This is a genomic window from Paenibacillus zanthoxyli JH29, from assembly GCF_000520715.1.
In the GTDB taxonomy this organism is placed as follows: Bacteria; Bacillota; Bacilli; order Paenibacillales; family Paenibacillaceae; genus Paenibacillus_AQ; species Paenibacillus_AQ zanthoxyli.
Genome location: NZ_ASSD01000003.1, coordinates 1 through 17,727, shown reverse-complemented (window position 1 = coordinate 17,727; position 17,727 = coordinate 1). Strand labels below are relative to the sequence as shown.

Annotated in this window: 17 protein-coding genes and 1 pseudogene; 12 read left to right on the top strand and 6 right to left on the bottom strand. The window is 46.8% G+C overall.

What is annotated here, in order from left to right:
- Window positions 1-11 precede the first annotated feature (11 nt).
- The 4 genes from L691_RS0100110 (at window position 12) to L691_RS0100095 (ending at window position 6,242) form a co-directional block, all read left to right on the top strand.
- A complete protein-coding gene (locus L691_RS0100110) occupies window positions 12-860 on the top strand; it encodes a PRD domain-containing protein (RefSeq protein ID WP_025687984.1) in 849 nt (282 codons plus the stop codon).
- Window positions 861-1,182: 322 nt separating this feature from the next.
- On the top strand, window positions 1,183-2,649 hold the full coding sequence (locus L691_RS0100105; protein WP_025687982.1) for a glycoside hydrolase family 68 protein: 1,467 nt from the start codon (window positions 1,183-1,185) through the stop codon (window positions 2,647-2,649).
- A gap of 448 nt (window positions 2,650-3,097) precedes the next feature.
- Entirely contained in the window at window positions 3,098-4,555 is a 1,458-nt protein-coding gene (locus L691_RS0100100; RefSeq protein WP_025687980.1) for a glycoside hydrolase family 68 protein, read from the top strand.
- Between the two features lie 37 nt (window positions 4,556-4,592).
- Window positions 4,593-6,242, top strand: a complete 1,650-nt coding sequence (locus L691_RS0100095) for a glycoside hydrolase family 32 protein (protein ID WP_408634723.1) — start codon at window positions 4,593-4,595, stop codon at window positions 6,240-6,242.
- A gap of 73 nt (window positions 6,243-6,315) precedes the next feature.
- Here the strand turns inward: L691_RS0100095 and L691_RS31675 are convergent, their stop codons facing one another.
- Window positions 6,316-6,489, bottom strand: a complete 174-nt coding sequence (locus L691_RS31675) for a hypothetical protein (protein ID WP_156934108.1) — start codon at window positions 6,487-6,489, stop codon at window positions 6,316-6,318.
- Window positions 6,490-6,680: 191 nt separating this feature from the next.
- Here L691_RS31675 and L691_RS33250 point away from each other — a divergent pair, with 191 nt between their 5' ends.
- The 6 genes from L691_RS33250 (at window position 6,681) to L691_RS0100060 (ending at window position 11,755) form a co-directional block, all read left to right on the top strand.
- Complete coding sequence (locus L691_RS33250) at window positions 6,681-7,055, top strand: hypothetical protein (RefSeq protein WP_025687978.1); 375 nt, start codon at window positions 6,681-6,683, stop codon at window positions 7,053-7,055.
- 145 nt (window positions 7,056-7,200) lie between these two features.
- On the top strand, window positions 7,201-8,100 hold the full coding sequence (locus L691_RS0100080) for an efflux RND transporter periplasmic adaptor subunit (protein ID WP_025687977.1): 900 nt from the start codon (window positions 7,201-7,203) through the stop codon (window positions 8,098-8,100).
- A gap of 5 nt (window positions 8,101-8,105) precedes the next feature.
- Window positions 8,106-8,789 carry an ABC transporter ATP-binding protein gene (locus L691_RS0100075; RefSeq protein WP_198022944.1) on the top strand — a complete coding sequence of 228 codons (684 nt, stop codon included), beginning with the start codon at window positions 8,106-8,108 and terminating at the stop codon, window positions 8,787-8,789.
- Window positions 8,790-9,962 (top strand): ABC transporter permease, encoded by a 1,173-nt coding sequence (locus tag L691_RS0100070; RefSeq protein ID WP_025687973.1) that lies wholly within the window; start codon window positions 8,790-8,792, stop codon window positions 9,960-9,962. It begins immediately after the preceding gene.
- A 36-nt stretch (window positions 9,963-9,998) separates the two neighbouring features.
- Window positions 9,999-10,673 (top strand): response regulator transcription factor, encoded by a 675-nt coding sequence (locus tag L691_RS0100065; RefSeq protein ID WP_025687971.1) that lies wholly within the window; start codon window positions 9,999-10,001, stop codon window positions 10,671-10,673.
- Window positions 10,670-11,755, top strand: coding sequence for a sensor histidine kinase (locus L691_RS0100060; protein ID WP_025687969.1), 1,086 nt, complete (start codon window positions 10,670-10,672; stop codon window positions 11,753-11,755). The genes L691_RS0100065 and L691_RS0100060 overlap by 4 nt, the downstream gene beginning before the upstream one ends.
- Here the strand turns inward: L691_RS0100060 and L691_RS0100055 are convergent.
- Window positions 11,728-12,342, bottom strand: coding sequence for an HD domain-containing protein (locus tag L691_RS0100055; RefSeq protein ID WP_232229058.1), 615 nt, complete (start codon window positions 12,340-12,342; stop codon window positions 11,728-11,730). The two genes, L691_RS0100060 and L691_RS0100055, sit on opposite strands and share 28 nt — an antisense overlap.
- A 146-nt stretch (window positions 12,343-12,488) precedes the next feature.
- Between L691_RS0100055 and L691_RS0100050 the strand changes: the two genes are divergently transcribed.
- Window positions 12,489-14,054, top strand: coding sequence for a DNA-binding protein (locus L691_RS0100050; RefSeq protein ID WP_025687965.1), 1,566 nt, complete (start codon window positions 12,489-12,491; stop codon window positions 14,052-14,054).
- A 59-nt stretch (window positions 14,055-14,113) separates the two neighbouring features.
- Here the strand turns inward: L691_RS0100050 and L691_RS0100045 are convergent, their stop codons facing one another.
- The 4 genes and pseudogenes from L691_RS0100045 to L691_RS0100030 all read right to left on the bottom strand — a co-directional run bounded on the left by L691_RS0100045 (window position 14,114) and on the right by L691_RS0100030 (window position 17,230).
- Window positions 14,114-14,377, bottom strand: a complete 264-nt coding sequence (locus L691_RS0100045; RefSeq protein ID WP_408634724.1) for a DMT family transporter — start codon at window positions 14,375-14,377, stop codon at window positions 14,114-14,116.
- Between the two features lie 14 nt (window positions 14,378-14,391).
- Window positions 14,392-15,202: pseudogene (locus L691_RS27405) on the bottom strand (AraC family ligand binding domain-containing protein).
- A 131-nt stretch (window positions 15,203-15,333) separates the two neighbouring features.
- The gene (locus L691_RS0100035; RefSeq protein WP_025687962.1) at window positions 15,334-15,924 is read right to left on the bottom strand and encodes a TetR/AcrR family transcriptional regulator; all 591 of its coding nucleotides are present in this window, start codon (window positions 15,922-15,924) and stop codon (window positions 15,334-15,336) included.
- 124 nt (window positions 15,925-16,048) lie between these two features.
- Complete coding sequence (locus L691_RS0100030) at window positions 16,049-17,230, bottom strand: YhgE/Pip domain-containing protein (RefSeq protein WP_051459263.1); 1,182 nt, start codon at window positions 17,228-17,230, stop codon at window positions 16,049-16,051.
- A 248-nt stretch (window positions 17,231-17,478) separates the two neighbouring features.
- On the opposite strand from L691_RS0100030, the gene L691_RS0100025 reads away from it, so the two are divergent.
- The coding region (locus tag L691_RS0100025; protein ID WP_025687960.1) for a MarR family winged helix-turn-helix transcriptional regulator at window positions 17,479-17,727 on the top strand (249 nt) is incomplete at its 3' end.

The following is a 17,727-nucleotide window of genomic DNA, read 5'->3' as shown; positions in this document are numbered from 1 at the left end:
AGGAGAATATCATGAAAATCAAAAAAATTCTTAACAATAACGCGGTTGTGGTACACGACCTGGGAGAAGAAAAGATTGTCATGGGTTCCGGTATTGCTTTTCAAAAAGGAAAAAACGATATTGTAGATCCGCACCGCATTGAGAAAGTATTCATTATGGACGATCCGGATCAACACAGCCATCTGCAGGAATTGCTGCGGACACTGCCCGAAGAGGAAATCGCGGTATCCGAGAACATTATTTCATTTGCGGAGAGCGAACTCTCAGTAACATTCAAAAGGCACATTCATATTGCGCTGACGGATCATCTTTCATTCGCTTTGAAGCGGCTTAGTAAAGGTATGGTCATTCAGAACACGCTCCTGCAAGAAATCCGGATTCTCTATCCGCGAGAATTCCAAATCGGGCAGCATGCGAAAAGACTTATTCGCGAGAAATTGCAGGTCGAAATACCGGAGGATGAGGTAGGTTATATCGCCATGCATATCCATACTGCGTGGGTCAATGCCGGAGCTTCAGGGGCAGGTGCGGACAGAGCGGCCTTAATCCGGGATATTGCCGAAGGAGTGGAACGTATCGCTGGTGTTTTTTTGGACCGGGCTTCTGCCAGCTATGAGCGTCTAGTGAATCAACTTGAAAATATTCTTAGAACGGATGACAGCGGAAAGCTGTGTAATGAACTGGACCCTGAGATTGTCAGGATCGCTAAGGAACGATATCACACGGCTTACGAGCAGGCCAGATGGATTGCAGGCCAGGTGGAAGAGGACTATGGCTATACGTTTGCCGACAGCCAGCTGGTGCTGGTCGCCATGGAAATTAATCGGATGGATACCCGGTTGAAGGATTTGGCGAATTAAGTTTCTTCATTCCGACATCATTCTACTTTATTTTCCATTAAATTATAAACACTTTGAACTAATCGGGAATAATTGGGAATTTTTGAGGATGGACTAGTAGGAAAAATCCTCCTTTTCACCTTATCCAAAAAGAGGAAATTTAGTCTATAGTTATTGTGTGCTAAAAAATATAGAATAGGCATGACAACATAACATTGTTGGGATTGTTACTGTTAAGCAGGCAAGACCTGAAAATCCGGTTGGGGATTTCCCCCACTTGGATTTTTTAGGTCTTTTTCTGTTTGTCAGGAACAAAATATGAAACGGAGAAGGAGACTTGAGCATGAACATCAAAAAGTTTGTGAAGCAAGCAGCAGCAGTAACCTTTGCAACGGCTTTACTGGCAGGCGGCGGAACCTCGGCTTTTGCGCATGGGAAAGACACTACGAGCTACAAAGAAGATTACGGATTTACCCACATCACACGTTTTGACATGCTGAAAATTCCTAAGCAGCAGCAAAGTGAGCAGTTCAAAGTACCGGCGTTCGACGCATCAACCATTAAGAACATCGCTTCGGCAAAAGGCTATGATAAGTCCGGCAATCTGATCGACCTGGATGTATGGGACAGCTGGCCGCTGCAAAACGCCGATGGAACGGTAGCGAATTATAATGGCAACGAACTTGTATTTGCCTTGGCCGGAGATCCGAATGACAGTAATGACGCTTCGATTTACCTGTTCTATCACAGAGCTGGAGACAATTCGATTGACAGCTGGAAGAGTGCCGGCAGAGTCTTCAAAAACAGCGATAAATTCAATTCGGGGGATCCAATCCTCAAATATCAGACCCAAGAGTGGTCAGGTTCCGCGACATTGACCAGTGACGGCAAGGTGCGCTTGTTCTATACAGACTTCTCCGGCGCGCCGTGGGATGGCGGAACGGGCTATGGCAAACAAACGATAACAACGGCCCAAATCAACTTGTCTGTGCTATATGACCAAACTTTGAAAGTGAGCGGCGTTGAGGATTATAAGTCCATTTTTGACGGTGACGGAACAACCTATCAAAATATTCAGCAATTTATTGATGAAGGCGCCTATGCTTCAGGCGATAACAGTACGCTTAGAGACCCTCACTATATCGAAGACAACGGCCACAAATACCTTGTATTCGAGGCTAATACCGGCACTGAAACGGGTTACCAGGGTGAGGACGCCTTCAATAACAGGGAGTTCTATGGCGGAAATAAAAAGTTCTTCGAAAAGGACAGAGAAAAATTGCTGCAAAGTCCGCAAAAGCCTCTCGCTACCTTAGCGAACGGTGCTCTTGGCATGATTGAATTAAATGATGATTATACATTGAAAAAAGTCATGAAACCTGTGATTGCATCAAATCTCGTAACGGATGAAATTGAACGGGCCAACGTATTTAAAATGAATGGCAAATGGTATTTGTTCACCGATTCCAGAGGATCGAAAATGACTATTGACGGAATTACTGCTAAAGACATTTATATGCTGGGCTTCGTATCCGAGTCGCTCACCGGACCTTACAAGCCGTTAAACCATACTGGACTTGTACTGCAATTGGATCTTGATCCTGCGGATGTTACCTTTACTTATTCTCACTTTGCCGTTCCGCAAGCCAACGGTAAAAATGTGGTCATTACCAGCTATATAACCAATCGCGGCTTCTATCCGGAGCATCGTTCGTCCTTCGCGCCAAGCTTCCTGATGAGCATCAAATGCAACAAGACTTCCGTTGTCAAAGACAGCATCCTTGAACAAGGACAGCTGACGATCAATTAATAACAAGCATAAGCCATTAAGCAAAATCTACTCGTTCCGGACGGCATGGGTCTGTAGGCCTGTGCCGCTTCGGTTTACTAATATCGTTTTTTTGTCGTAGAGTTGAAGAAAAGGAAGTTCATGTTATTTCAGGTTAAACCATCTTGAATCCGCTGAAACTGTGAATAATAAACAATAATTTTAGGTATATATGAGGATAGACCGATTAGGAGAGTCCTCTTTTTAGACTTAACTAAAACGGGAGTTTTGGTCTATAGTCAGACCATTCACCAAACATATACAATAACCGTGACAAGAAAATATTACAGGTTTGTTACTGTTTAAGCAGGCAAGACCTAAAAATCCAATTGGGGATAGCAATGCGCTATCTATTGATATCCCCATAGGAGTTTTTAGGTCTTTTTCTGTTTGAGAGGAACAAAATCCAAAGGAGAAAAGGAGACGAAGTATGAACATCAAAAAGTTTGTGAAGCAAGCAACAGCAGTAACTTTTACAACAGCTTTACTGGTAGGTGGCGGTACATCAGCTTTTGCAAAAGAAAAAGACACTCAGTCTTACAATGAAGACTATGGATTTTCCCACATCACACGCTTTGACATGCTGAAAATTCCTGAACAACAAAATGACGAAAGATTTAAAGCGCCGCAATTTGATGCATCGAAGATCAAAAATATCGCATCTGCTAAAGGCTATGATGAATTCGGAAACCTGATCGATGTGGATGTGTGGGATAGCTGGCCGCTGCAAAACGCCGATGGCACCGTGGCAAATTATAAAGGCTATGAAATTGTTTTTGCTCTAGCGGGAGATCCAAAAAGAAGCTGGGACACATTTATTCACTTGTTCTATAAAAAAATCGGTGACAACTCCTTTGACGCTTGGAAGAGTGCCGGCAGAGTATTCAAGGACAGCGACAAAAATGTTCCAAACGATCCGATTCTGAACAAGCAAGCTGAAGAATGGTCGGGTTCCGCAACCTTAACTAAAGATGGTAAAGTTCGCCTGTTCTACACCAACCGTCAAGGCTGGGATCCGGCGCACGGCTTCTTCGGTAAACAAACCTTAACAACCGCTCAAGTCAATCTGTCCGAGCCCGATGCTAGTACGCTGAAGGTGGACGGCGTAGAAGATTTCAAATCGATCTTTGATGGTGACGGCAAAATTTATCAAAATGTAGATCAGTCTTTCGGCGGAGGAGACTATTCCGACAACCACACGTTGAGAGACCCTCACTATGTTGAAGACAACGGTCACAAATACCTTGTGTTTGAAGCAAATACCGGAACGGAAACGGGTTATCAAGGAGAAGACGCCTTCTTTAACAAAGCCTACTATGGCGGAAACAAAAAATTCTTCAAAGCTGAGAAAGATAATCTGCTGGCAGGTCCTAAAAAATCCCTCGCTACTTTAGCAAACGGTGCGCTGGGTATCATTGAATTGAATGATGATTATACGCTGAAGACCGTTATGAAGCCGCTAATCGCATCCAATCTTGTTACAGACGAAATCGAACGGGCGAACGTATTCCAAATGAATGGCAAATGGTATTTGTTTACGGATTCCCGTGGATCCAAAATGACCATTGACGGAATCGGTGCGGAAGATGTTTACATGCTGGGTTATATCTCGGATTCCTTGACAGGACCTTACAAACCGTTGAACCACAGCGGGCTTGTCCTGAGTATGGATCTTGATCCTAAAGATGTTACTTGGACTTACTCCCACTTTGCTGTTCCGCAAGCTGACGGCAAGAACGTGGTCATCACAAGCTATATGACGAACAGAGGTCTCTATCCGGAGCACCGTTCTACCTTTGCGCCAAGCTTCTTGGTGAAGATTAAAGGCACCAAAACTTCGGTTGTCAAAGACAGCATCCTTGAACAAGGACAATTGACGATCAAGTAACAACAGGGTTTCTGCATAAAAAATTAAAGAAGAGAAAATGTCAATGTTACATTGGCATTTTCTTTTTGTATTAAAGCGAGGTGTTCCATTGAACAGCAACAAAGCATTTAGAAGACGATTTACGATATGGATGATTTGTCTAGCCGCTGTGATCACGGTAGGGTTAGCGGTTAATTATTCAACAAAGGAAAGAGAAGAGGGAACTACCAAAGAGGAAGCTATTGTTAATGCGAAACTTCCCCTTGCTCCGAAAAAGCCTGCCTATACCTATCGGCCAGCCTATCATTTTTCACCTCCCGACAAATGGATGAACGACCCTCAGCGGCCGATTTATTTGGACGGCAAGTATCATTACTATTATCTCTACAATCGCGACTATCCAAAAGGAAATGGTACAGAGTGGCGGCATGCGACATCAACGGATTTGGTGCATTGGACAGATGAAGGGGTGGCCATTCCTAAATATACGAACCGAAACGGCGATCCTTGGACGGGGTCGGCCGTTGTGGACACTGCTAATACGGCAGGCTTTGGCAAAGGGGCTCTTGTGGCGATTGTGACACAGCCCTCGGCGGATGGCGGGAAGCAGGAGCAATATTTATGGTACAGCACGAATAAAGGAAAAAAATTCATTTCGTATCGCAACATTCCCGTTATGAAGAATCCGGGCACACATGATTTCCGCGATCCGAAGATTATCCGGGACCCAGAGTCCCGGAAGTGGATTATGACCATGGCGGAAGGAACAAAAGTGGGCTTTTACGAGTCCTCGAATTTAAAGGATTGGCGCTATATCAGCGGTTTCATTACGGAAAATATCGGTATTGTAGAGTGCCCCGATCTTTACAGGATGCGGGCGGATGACGGGACCTATCACTGGATTCTCGGCGTCAGCGCAAATGGGAAATCGGAAGGTAAACCCAACACCTATGCTTACTGGACAGGGAAATTTGACGGCAAGGAATTTGTCCCGGACCGCAAGGAGCCGCAGTGGCTTGATTACGGCTTTGATTGGTATGCCGCTGTGACGTTTGAAGAGGGAGCGGGCAACGATAAAGACAGCCACCGTTATGCGCTGGCCTGGATGAATAACTGGGATTATCCCCATACTACGCCGACGCTCCAGGAAGGCTATAACGGAATAAATTCGATCATTCGTCAAATCAAGCTTAAGTCTGCGGACGGAACGTACCTTTTGGTTTCACAGCCTGCTAAGGCATTGGATCAATTGACGAAATCAACGGAATCCTATCAACGAATCGAGGTTGAAGGCTCTAGAACGCTTAATACAGCCGGAGATACGTACCAGCTTGACGCGGACATATCGTGGTCGGATCTCAAAAATGCAGGACTCAGACTTCGTGAATCTCCCGACAAGAAGCGGCATGTCGATGTCGGAGTTTTTGTGGAAGGCGGCTACAGCTATGTCAATAGAGCAAATACATGGCAGCCCGACAAGCGTGGAACCTATGTGGAAAGCAGGGCGCCGTTTGATACTGGCAATAAAAAGGTTCATTTAAAGATCCTCGTCGACAAAACAAGCATCGAAGTCTTTGTTGATGATGGATCGGTCGTATTTTCCAATGTCATTTTCCCCGGATGGAAGGATAAAGGGATCACTCTTTTCTCAGAAGGCGGCCAGGCGGTCTTTGAAAATGTTGTGATCAAGCACTTGGGCAAAAATTAATCATTTGGCCCTGAGCATCGGCTAACACAGCTATTTCTCAGCTGCATTAGCCGGTGCTCCGGCGCTTTTTTTCTTAATATTCAAAGCTATCCAACTGATCCATGGAATCAACCAGTTTCTTCTTCTGCTCCAGCTCACTGTCAGATTTCATATCCAAGCCTCTGTCACCGGCAGCCTGCTCTTCCTTATCTAGCGCAGTCCGGTCCATTTCCCTCTGCTCATTAAACTCCTGCTTTTCTTCTGTCACGGTATACCTCCTTCTGAAGCTGTCTAAATTGGTGGGCCTCAGCGGATGTCTCCTTGCCGGGTCCCTTACCATTGTTAACCAATCATATCTTCCTTAAGCAAAAAAACAACGTTTTAACCGCTATATTTGTCTGATACCATTCATTGAAGTTTGTAATAGACTATATCATCCTCAGATAAGGAGTGATATAGTTGGCAAACAGAGATGTACGTCTTGCTCTTTGGTCGGGCACCAATTTTACCGGCCGCCGGATCCTCTTCAGACGCGGAGGAGTTGCGGTTCGTGATCTTGGGGCGTTTCGGTTCGACAATGTTCTCTCTAGCTTCCGGCTCAGAAATGTTGTGCAGAGCTCTCAAGTAACACTTGTTCTGTTCTCAAGAATTAACTTTCAGGGATCATTTCGTGTGTTCCGTGGAAGCCAAAACGTAGCGAACTTGGGTAATTTTAACTTCAACAATGTCACATCTTCGTTTATTTTGGTAGGACGCAACCTGACCAACACCGAAATTGCCCTAATCCAAAGCACGGGCAGACCGCCTCGCGACATCCTCATCATAAGACAGTAATCATAAGACAGTAATACTGCAAATAGGCGCCTTCGGGCGCCTTTTTTTATGAAACATCATTCACTCCAAGAGATTTTCCGCCGTTCATCTTCAGTTCATATACCTGGGTTATGATTACTTCATTAATTACATAGGAGGTTTCTTCATGAGTGCAAAAAGAAAGTCCAAGACAAGAAAATGGCTGATTATCGGTATAGTAGTAATTGCCGTAGCAGTCATTGCCGGTACAATGTTTATGCGGCCAGCAGCCGCATCTTATGAAAGTGTCATTGCCAAGACAGGAGATATCACCACCTATTATTCTTTTTCAGGAAATGTCGAAACGAAGAACCGTCAAACGGTTATGGCGGAGAAGATATTACAAATATCGGAGATTAAAGTCAAAGAAGGAGATACGGTTAGCGAAGGTGATGTGCTGCTTACGACAACAGCCGGAGATGAGATTAAATCAAAAATCAACGGTGAAGTTGTGAAGATCAATGTAGAAGATAACGCACAGGTCATGGCTGGAACGGCGCTGCTGGAAATCGTGGATTATAATAATCTGGAGCTTAATGTCAAGGTGGATGAATACGACATTCATGCTTTAGCCGCAGGTAAGGAAGCAGCAGTGAAAATCGGGGCAATCAACAAGGAGATAACAGGGAAGATCAGCAGTATTTCTAAAGAAGGCCAGGTTATGAACGGGATTACTTTCTTTATAGCGACGATTGACCTAGCCAATGATAAAGACCTTAGGATCGGCATGTCGGCAGAGGTAAAGCTTATTAGCAATAAGGCTGCGGGTGTTGTGACATTGCCGATGACAGCCATACAGTTTGATGACAACAACCAGCCCTATGTGCTGAAGAAAGATCAAAATGGGGCGGAGGTTAAGACAGAAATCACGACAGGGATCAATGATGGGACAAGCGTTGAAGTGAAGAGCGGGGTTGCAAACGGAGAAACCATTCTTTATAAAAAAGCTGCTGCTGCATCAACACAAGTAGGATTCGGCAGAGGAGGCGGCAATGCGAACGGTTCTAATGGGGGCGGTAACGAATGACGGAAATTCTTCGCATGCAAAATATCAATAAAAGCTACTATATGGGTGAGGAAGAGCTGCCCATTCTGCATGATGTAAACTTGACGATCCATTCCGGTGAATTTGTGTCCATTCTTGGACCGTCAGGCTCAGGGAAATCTACCATGATGAATATCATTGGCTGTCTGGATGTGCCGTCGTCAGGGAAATATCTTTTGTCCGGCAATGATATTAATGACCTGGACGAGATCGAGCTTGCTAAAATACGGAATAAAGAAATAGGCTTTGTGTTTCAGAATTTTCAGCTTTTACCCCGGATGACCGCTCTGCAAAATGTAGAGCTTCCATTAATATATCGGGGCCTTTCATTTTCGGAACGCCAGCAGCGCGCAAAAGCGATTCTGGAACGCGTAGGACTAGCGGATAGAATGAAAAATCTGCCCAACCAGCTCTCCGGCGGCCAGCAGCAGCGTGTGGCAATTGCCCGCGCATTGGTTACGGAACCAACGATCCTGCTAGCGGATGAACCGACAGGCGCCCTGGATCAAAAGACCGGAGCACAGGTCATGGAGCTGTTCGAAGAACTGAATGAAGATGGAAGAACGATTGTGATGATTACCCATGACATCAAGATTGCCCGGCATGCCAAAAGAGTCGTTCATATTTTAGACGGTTATCTAACAGAGCAGACGGGGCAGGAGGTGGAGTAGATGCTGTATGAAAGCATAAAGATGTCCTGGGAAAATATTATTCATAACAAGCTCCGTTCCTTCTTAACCATGCTCGGCATCGTGATCGGTGTAGCCTCGATTATCGCATTAATTACAATCGTTCAAGGCGCGACGAACAGTATCAGCGATCAGGTCAATGCGCTTGGCGTCAACCGAATTATGATTAATGCGATGGGCACTCCGCTTAAGCAGGGTCTTAATGAAGATGATATGAACAGCATCGCGAAGTTAGACAATATCAGCGGCGTATCACCCACGGTTTCAGAGAAGACGGGCATTGTGTATAATGGTCATGTCAAAGAAGACGCATCGGTTCAGGGGAAGAATGACGTCTACTTTAAGTCCGATGCAAGCTTGTTGAAATCCGGAAGAGCGATCAATCGATTGGACCTGGAAAGCAAGAATCAAGTTGCTGTGCTTGGCAGTGATATCGTGAATGAATTCTATTACGGGGTGAACCCTATCGGCAAAGAATTAATGATCAACGGGACAACGTATACGGTAATCGGCACGTTAACCTCTTCCAATGGATTTGGGCTGAACTCAAATAATGATTCAATCCTCATTCCATACACAACCGCGCTTCGTAATTTGAACGTAAAAAGCATCTCGAATTTGGATGTTTATCTTAAGGATACCAGCTTGGCGGACCATTCAGTAACCGATATTAAAGGCGTACTGAACGCGGCGTTTAATTATAAGGACAACGCATACACCGTTAATAATATGGGGGATATGATCGATTCCTTCCAATCCATAATGTCGATGATGTCCATGCTTCTTGGGGGGATTGCCGCTATTTCGCTTGTTGTCGGAGGGATTGGCATTATGAACATGATGCTTGTATCCATCACCGAACGGACTACGGAAATCGGTCTTCGCAAAGCTTTGGGAGCGACTCCCAATCGTATCCAGCTTCAATTTATCATCGAATCGGTCTTCCTCTCGCTTATTGGCGGACTGATCGGATTAATACTAGGCGCGCTCATTGCCTATGTTGCCGCAGCGCTTATCGGACTGGGCTTCTCCATTTCCATGTCCACCGTTTCTCTGGCGATAGGCTTCTCTGCGGGAGTGGGAATCGTGTTCGGATATATGCCTGCCAGAAAAGCCAGCAGACTCAATCCGATAGACGCGCTCAGAAGCTTATAATTTAGCGGATACTAACTATAAAAGGAAGCGGCAAAAATGGTCAATATTCTGGTTGTTGATGATAATGAAAGTATCCGAAAGCTGATGACAACATATTTAATCCGCGATGGATATCACGTTTTTGCCGCTTCTGATGGATTGAAAGCATTGGAAGTGCTGGATACGGAGCATATCGATCTTATGATAGCGGATATTATGATGCCGAATATGGATGGCTATACGTTAACCGAAGAACTAAGAGGCTCAAGGCATGATCTCCCCATTTTGATGATTACAGCGAAGGAAACCTTTGAGGATAAGAAAAAAGGCTTTCTGGTCGGCACCGATGACTATATGGTAAAGCCGATTGATTTTGATGAAATTCTGCTGCGGGTTCATGCATTGCTCCGCCGGGCCAAAATTTCCAATGAGCATCGAATCGTGATCGGCGAGGTTATCCTTGATTATGAAACGTTAACGGTCACAACCCCAGCCGAAACCTTCGTTTTGCCCAAAAAAGAGTTTTACCTGCTGTTTAAGCTGTTAAGCTATCCGCAAAAAATTTTTACCCGGCAGGACCTGATGAATGAAATTTGGGGACTTGATCATGACACCGACGAACGCACCATTGATGTCCATATCAAGCGCTTGCGCGAGAAATTCGATGGATTCGAGGAATTTAGAATCGTCACCGTCAGGGGACTTGGGTACAAGGTGGAAAAGCTGATATGAAAAAGCCCCGTCTGCTCACATCCATTTATGCGAAATTTGCGATCCTCTTTTTGCTAATATGGTGGATCTTAAACTCATTGACCTTCGGTGTGACCATTTATGTCATTGCAAATAGTTTTTTCGATAAATTGTCTATAGACCATGACCAGTTAATGGCTGAATTTAGAAGAGTCCGATCGATTACCGGGCTTGTCTTTCTTGTAAGCGCCGCAGTGGGAACAGTCATCATCTTAATTGCGGTAAGAAGTATTGTAAAACCGATCAAGAGGCTGTCCAAGGCATCGAAAGAGGTGGCCAAAGGCAACTTCGATCTTGAGGTGAAAGTAACGAGCGGGGACGAAATGGGGCAGTTGACCGCCGATTTTAACGTGATGACCAAGGAACTGAAAAACATCGACGTGCTGCGCAAAGACTTCGTATCCAGCGTGTCACATGAGTTTAAGACTCCCATTACATCAATAAAAGGCTTTGCTAAGCTAATTAGAGACAACCAACTGACGGACGAGCAATTCTCGGAATACACCGAAATCATCGTGAACGAAAGTGAGCGGCTGTCGGTGCTCTCGTCTAATCTATTGAAGCTTTCCGAGCTGGACAGTAAAGTGATACGCGAGCAGGCAACCGTATTTTCGCTCGATGAACAGATCAGGAAAGCGGTATTAATCCTGGAAGCCGCGTGGTCGAGGAAGGAGATTGAATTCGATATTGACCTGGAGGAAGTGACGATTGCGGGCGATGAGCATTTGCTTCAGGAGGTCTGGTTAAACCTGATTCAGAATGCCATTAAATTTTCACATCAGCAGGGTACGATAAAAATTGGTCTGCATCAGAGCGGAGAGCTCGTAAATGTGGAAATTACGGATTATGGCATCGGGATTAGGGAGGAGGATAAGGGGCGCATTTTTGAACGGTTCTATAAAGGCGACAAATCACGCTCGCAGGACGGGAATGGATTGGGACTGGTAATCGTCAAGAAGATCATTGAGATGTCGGGTGGAAAAGTATATTTTGAGAGTGAACCGGGCAAAGGAACTACGTTTATCGTTGAACTTTGTCAAATTTCTCCGTTCCATTCTGCATAGAAATGATTCAAGAACTCTACCATAATGTCATGCCTTCTTTGAGCTTTCTGTGCCCCAATTTCTGTGTTCATTAAATCTTTTAATAGTAACAGTTTTTCGTAGAAATGACTGATCGTATCATTGTTAGATGACGGATTATACATGGGTCTATGGACATGTCCACCATAAGCAAATGCTCTGCCTATACCCATCGCTCCGATGGCGTCAAGTCTATCGGCATCTTGAACAATTTTTGCTTCGATTGTAGATAATTTATGTTTATTAGCTCCACCTTTAAAAGAAATGTTATTCGCTATGTATACTACCGCTTCAATAATTTCTTTAGAAACCTCCAATTCGCCCAAGAAATCTGAAATTATTCTTCTTCGATCATCGTCAGAGTATCCAAATTTATGGTCAGCAATATCATGAAGCAGCGCTCCTAATTCAACAGTAAAACAATCCGCTTCTTTTGTTTGTTTAGCAATATCAGCAGCATTATTACAGACTCTAACAATATGCCACCAATCATGTCCTGAACCTTCGCCTTCCAGCCTTCCTTTTACAAATTGTTTAGTCTTCTCCAAAACGAGTTCTTTGTTCATCATAAATCCCCGTTTTGTTGTCCACACATCAAAAATGTTTGAAAATTGTAAAATATATCAAATCTATATTCTATTCCAAAATCTCCTATGCTATTCTAATAGCGGCCATCCATGGTCAAAATCCAATGAAGAGAGTGGAGGAATGAATGATGTTTCAAAGCTTCCTGCGGCTCCGCAAAACCTGGACGAGCCTGGCGATTGCCGCTGTGCTGGTATCGGCATTAGGGATTCCGTCGCAGCAGGTCAACGCGGAAGGATCGTCCGATCCGGCGCCCAGCATCACCCCGGCCACGGTGAACGGCAAGAAGATTCTGTTCGACAATACCCATGCGCAGACCGCAGGCGCGGCGGATTGGGTCATCGACGGCGGCTTCTCGGATTTCGCCAACGGGTTGGCGGCCGAAGGCTATTACGTTAAGGAGCTTCGCAAGAGCACAGCGATTACCTTGTCGGATCTGTCCGGCTACGATGTATTCGTCATTCCGGAAGCTAATATCCCTTACAAGACATCGGAGCAGACCGCTCTGCTCAACTATGTACAGGGCGGCGGGAGCATTTTCTTCATCAGCGATCATTACAATGCAGACCGGAACAAAAACCGTTGGGACGCGTCGGAGGTCTTCAACGGTTATCGGCGGGGAGCCTGGGCGAATCCTGCCCTCGGAATGAGCACGGAGGAAGCCGCTTCGTCCGCAATGTCCGGGGTCGCCAGCGCGGACTGGCTGTCTTCCAACTTCGGTGTGAGATTCCGCTATAACGCGCTCGGCGACGTGACAGCCAACAACATCGTGACGCCGTCGCAAGCGTTCAATATTACAAGCGGGGTATCCACCGTGGCCGTCCACGCCGGTTCAACGCTCGCCATTACCGACCCGGCGAAGGCGAAGGGAATCGTCTATGTCCCGACGACGGCTGCCGCCTGGCCGAGCGCAGTGGATGCCGGAGTTTATAACGGCGGCGGGGTTGCGGAAGGGCCGTTTGTCGCCGTAGCCAAGGTTAGCGCCGGCAAAGCGGGCTTTATTGGAGATTCCTCCCCGGTCGAAGACGCTTCACCTAAGTACAAGAAAGAAGAGACGGGCGGCACCAAAACGACGTACAACGGCTATGGGGAGGCGGACGACGCCACACTCTTGATCAACATGGTCAACTGGCTCACGACGCCGGAGAGCTATGCAACACTTTCCTCGGTACCTGGGCTTACACTGGATACGGCAACACCGCTTTACAGCTGGGAAGCGCCCGCCAGCTCCACGGAGCCGGTGACTGAGCCCTGGGCATCGCCGGCTGCCGGGTACAAATGGTATGATCCTTCCACGTTCAAGGCTGGATCTTATGGTACCAGCTCGACTTCCACCACGACGCCAACTTATGCGTTCAACCATCAGGCGACGCTTCCGAACCATTATGAGTTCCAGGTGGAAGTAATCGTCACCGGTCTGACGGCCAACTCGACGACCTCTGGCTATAGCCTTGGAGTATACACCAGTACGGGGACGCAAGTGGCAAAGGTGAAGAACAGCGACGGTTCGTGGCCGTCCTCCTATGGCTACAGCTCAGACTTCTCGCTAACGGCCAATTCAAGCGGTGTTGCCTCCAAGATATTAACGTTAACTATCAATCCGAGCGTAACCGGCGCAGCCAATATGCGATTGAGATTGAGCGGTACAGCAAAGTACACCGAAGCTGTGACGATAGCAGACGTTCCTGTCGAGTAATTCGAATCGGATCTGCGTGTCACGCTGCCAGCAACTGCGCTAACAAACCGTCCAGTCATTTAACTCTGCTCGTAGCGAACCCCACCTTTTTCCATTCTCTTATTCGGTTTCCGCTCTGAAATATACGAACCGGTTAGGGTCAGGAAGGTTCCTGCCAGGGTTGCCCAGGTGATCGGTTCATGCAGAATAAGGGCGGAGGCCGCCACTGAAATTACAGGCACGATATAAATGTACACGCTTGTTTTGACCGCTCCCAGAATTCCCACCGCCCGGTTCCAGGTCACAAAGCATAGTGCGGAGGCTCCCAAGCCCAAGTACAGCAGGTTTGTAATATTTGCTATTTTATGGAATCATATTGCTTGGGGGTTAAGCCAATCAGTTTTTTGAAGAAATTTGTAAAATGGCTCTGATCGCTAAACCCGGTCAGAAAGGCCACATCGATCGGCGGCATTCCTTGCTCCAACAGCCTTTTCGCATGGTTAATCCGAATGGTTGCCAGATAGCTGTATGGCGAGATTCCTTTTTGTCTCGTAAATGAACGCAGCAAGTGATATTTGCTTAGTCCTGTCAATGCACTTAAATGATTTAGCGTAATGCTTTGTGTAAAATGTGATTCTATGTATTCGCATATCCTTTTGATTTCAGAGGCGGGTTCCTGAGAGGGAGCGGAAGCACTTACGTCAGAATATTCCCTCAGCAGCTGCTCCAGGAGCAACAGAAACAATTCTTCTTTTTGAAAATCGGGCTGGCCCTCTAAAATCATCAGATGCAGATCATGCAGGGCTATTGCCAGTTCACTGCGGAAGAGAACAGTTGGTGTGAAACAAGGCAAATACTCCGTTCCTGTAATCTCCAGCACATATTGGCGCATGACATCCGGCTGAATGTTAATGCAGCGATAGTCAAGCGTATTTCCATCGATCGGTTCACAGGCGTGGGGATCATGCGGGTTAAAAATAACCACGTCTCCGCCGCCTATAATGTACTCCTCATTTTTACACAGCAGTTGCCGCTTTCCTTGTTCAATGAAACCAATGACATAATAGTCATGAAAATGATTGGGAAACTTCTGCATAATTCCTTCAAACCGATACGTCTTCAACCTTTAAGTCCGCATCGAAGCTTACCGTTCGAACTTCACGAGTCATCGACTGCACCTTCTCTATTCGTTCAATGTGCTGTCATTATAATATGGAAACCAAGAAATTTCTTGAATAATGTTGCTGGAAATGAGCAGGAACTCATGCGTGTGTAATATCCGTCTGGACCCATGCTAAGCTTATTCCTCATAACCGATCGCCTGAAAAATAAACTGGGTCAAGTCCTCAACAAGCAAGTTCGGGTTTTCTTCGCTATTGTCGAGAAGCTGGTTGAAGTAAAACGTTTTGTTGTGAAACAGGATGCTGCCAAGTACGCTGATGAAGGTGTGGTCAAGCGAACGGAAACGAAACACGCCCTGCTCCCGGCCCAGCTTCAGCCAATCCCGGAGCAATGTCCAAATCGGCAGCGACAACTGCTGGATATACTCCATTCGAGGGGACTGCAGGACGATCTCCTGCTGCAGCAGACTGATCATTTCCGGCTCGCGCAGCCGGTACGCGGTAATCTCCCGTATTAGCATTTTGAGACCCGAGACCGCATCTATCCGGGATAGTTCATCCCCAATTAATACATCGTGCGGAAAATATTCCTTGAACAGAGCTTTGAACACCTTATCTTTACCGCCAAAATAATACGAGACGAGCGACACGTTCGCGCCCGCCTCTTCACAGATTTGCCGTACGGTCGTTGCGTTGAAGCCCTGCTGCGCGAACAGCTTCTTTGCGGCCTGTAAAATGCGCAGCTTAACGTCATTTTCTTCTGAGCCCATGCTTTTCCATTTCCCCTTTGTTCCTTCGTTCTCTGGAATTACGTTCCAAAGCCCCTTGTATGTTCTTATTATAAGCGGGGCAAGCGGGAGTTTTCCAGTAAGGTCAGAGGCAAGTGCCGGATAATCAGCTTAATGATTCGGGTAGTGTATTGGAACGAGTCTGACCTGCGAGCGCAGCGGCCGCATTAGACGCCGGTTCCCTGCGCAGAGCGGTCATCCCGATCATCATGAGTGCCATTACACCCGCAATGATAAGCAGCGCTGCCGCATCCCCTCCGATCCCGGGACCGCCGAACAGCAGATTCATTAAGCCTTTCACCGCGTAAGTGGCCGGGAGCACGCTGCCGAGATTGAAGTAAAAGCCGGACAGCATCTCACGCGGCATCATCGCGCCGGAGGACACGAGCTGTACAGACAACAGGGCAATATTGATCAGCATGCCAGCTGTGCCGAGCAGCACAATAAGCGTCTGCGCGACGATCATGAACGTGAGCACGAACAATGTCTGGTAGCTCCACAAGGCCCAAAATCCCTGTTCAACCTGTCCGCCGAGCAGCATGACGAGGGATGTTCCGACCAGCGAAACGATGATGGCCGCTGGAATCGTAATGGCGATGCGGGCGCCGAGCCGCTGCCATCTTCCCGTGCGGGCGGAGATTGCCGTCATCGACAATTCAAGGTTCTGAGCCATAATCATTGCCCCGACTAACGAGGCGAGAACCATCATCATAGGCACCATCTGGTTGTTCGTCCCATTAACGATGTTAACCGGCTGAATTTCGGATACGACCCGCTCGGATAGTTGGCCCGACATGGCTGCGGCTTTCTCCGCCGGCATTCCCTGAGACAGTGCCGCCTTGGCGCCGGCCGCGATTGCCTGCTTATTCGCCGCTGCCGTCACCTGGGAGGCGATGGAGGTCATGATGCTCTTAATCATCGCAGGATTGGATTCGTTCACGACATACTGAATGGACGCCTTACTGTTCTGTCCAGCCACAAGCGAGGAAAAATCCGCGGGTATATGCACAATCATCTGAATGTCGCGATCGTCCAGCCGCTCCCGCGCGGACGTCATATCCGCTGCCATCTCCACATGGACGGGCAGACCCGCCGACAACTGCTTCGCAATAACGGCCCCGCTGTGCGCATCCTCATTTACGATCGCGATGCTCAGCTCGTTGACCCGGTCCGACATGCCCTCATAGCCTGTCATCCAGATGATGGAGAAGAGCAGCTGAAAGAGCAGTGCAACAGCAATGCCGATTATCGTCGTCTTCGTTTTCAGTAATTCCTTGACTGTGTTCATCAAGCAGTTCACTCCTTTAAAACAATTGATTTAAACATTTGTTTTAATTATTTGTTTGAATTATAAAACGTGAAATTCTTGTTGTCAACCAAATACGAAAAGGCTGGACTTATCGCCGTTTGTCTGCGAATGAGGCTGCCGGAGCTGCTCTTTTTTATGCGGTGTGTGAGAAAGCGCACGGACAAGAACCATGAAATTTGAAATAGTGTAGATACACGATAAGGCAAAAGGAGAGCTATTCGACTATCATGAACAACACGTCATCAGAGAACAAATCATCGTCAGTCTGCAACTGCATCAATTTGCGCCGGGCTTCGCTGGCTATTACGGAGCTGTATGACCGGTATCTTGCACCCAGTGGGCTGAATAATAGCCAATTCTCACTTCTGCGGCACATTGACCGGATGGGCCCCGCAAGTGTCAGCGATGTGGCGCTGAAGATGCGGCTCGACCGGACAACACTTGTGCGCAATCTGAAAACACTGGAGCAACAAGGA

What these genes read in the sequence shown, in the direction of transcription:
- L691_RS0100110 (WP_025687984.1), top strand. Translation starts at nt 12, where the DNA reads ATGAAAATCAAAAAAATTCTTAACAATAACGCGGTTGTGGTACACGAC.
- L691_RS0100030 (WP_051459263.1), bottom strand. Translation starts at nt 17,230, where the DNA reads ATGAACACAGTCAAGGAATTACTGAAAACGAAGACGACGATAATCGGC.
- L691_RS0100050 (WP_025687965.1), top strand. Translation starts at nt 12,489, where the DNA reads ATGTTTCAAAGCTTCCTGCGGCTCCGCAAAACCTGGACGAGCCTGGCG.
- L691_RS0100065 (WP_025687971.1), top strand. Translation starts at nt 9,999, where the DNA reads ATGGTCAATATTCTGGTTGTTGATGATAATGAAAGTATCCGAAAGCTG.
- L691_RS0100035 (WP_025687962.1), bottom strand. Translation starts at nt 15,924, where the DNA reads ATGGGCTCAGAAGAAAATGACGTTAAGCTGCGCATTTTACAGGCCGCA.
- L691_RS0100095 (WP_408634723.1), top strand. Translation starts at nt 4,593, where the DNA reads ATGTCAATGTTACATTGGCATTTTCTTTTTGTATTAAAGCGAGGTGTT.
- L691_RS0100070 (WP_025687973.1), top strand. Translation starts at nt 8,790, where the DNA reads ATGCTGTATGAAAGCATAAAGATGTCCTGGGAAAATATTATTCATAAC.
- L691_RS0100055 (WP_232229058.1), bottom strand. Translation starts at nt 12,342, where the DNA reads ATGATGAACAAAGAACTCGTTTTGGAGAAGACTAAACAATTTGTAAAA.
- L691_RS0100100 (WP_025687980.1), top strand. Translation starts at nt 3,098, where the DNA reads ATGAACATCAAAAAGTTTGTGAAGCAAGCAACAGCAGTAACTTTTACA.
- L691_RS0100105 (WP_025687982.1), top strand. Translation starts at nt 1,183, where the DNA reads ATGAACATCAAAAAGTTTGTGAAGCAAGCAGCAGCAGTAACCTTTGCA.
- L691_RS0100080 (WP_025687977.1), top strand. Translation starts at nt 7,201, where the DNA reads ATGAGTGCAAAAAGAAAGTCCAAGACAAGAAAATGGCTGATTATCGGT.
- L691_RS0100060 (WP_025687969.1), top strand. Translation starts at nt 10,670, where the DNA reads ATGAAAAAGCCCCGTCTGCTCACATCCATTTATGCGAAATTTGCGATC.